General features: G+C 41.6%; 1 protein-coding gene. It reads right to left on the bottom strand.

Translation table 11 applies throughout. The features are described 5' to 3' along the window. On the bottom strand, window positions 1–269 hold a 269-nt coding region (locus R2R70_RS20530), incomplete at both ends, for a hypothetical protein (protein WP_410978983.1).

The following is a 269-nucleotide window of genomic DNA, read 5'->3' on the forward strand; positions in this document are numbered from 1 at the left end:
TATCATTAAGGTCGCCGTTAACTGACATTGAAAATGAAAGTTCTCTCGATTGTGATGATTCACTTACGAATGCCTCCCCTCCCTCACCACGCTGATAACTACTAGCAGACTGAGATTTAAACGCATCGGCAAAACTTATTGTTACTTCATCACCTTCTGCGGTTGTGAAACTGTACTGAGCATTATTACTTAAACTTGCGTATTGTGCTTGAGTTACCCCCACACTAGCGGGCATTGGGTTGAACAAGTTATCTTCAAACTTATCAAGG

It is taken from the genome of Cobetia sp. SIMBA_158, from assembly GCF_046566945.1.
GTDB lineage: Bacteria > Pseudomonadota > Gammaproteobacteria > Pseudomonadales > Halomonadaceae > Cobetia > Cobetia amphilecti.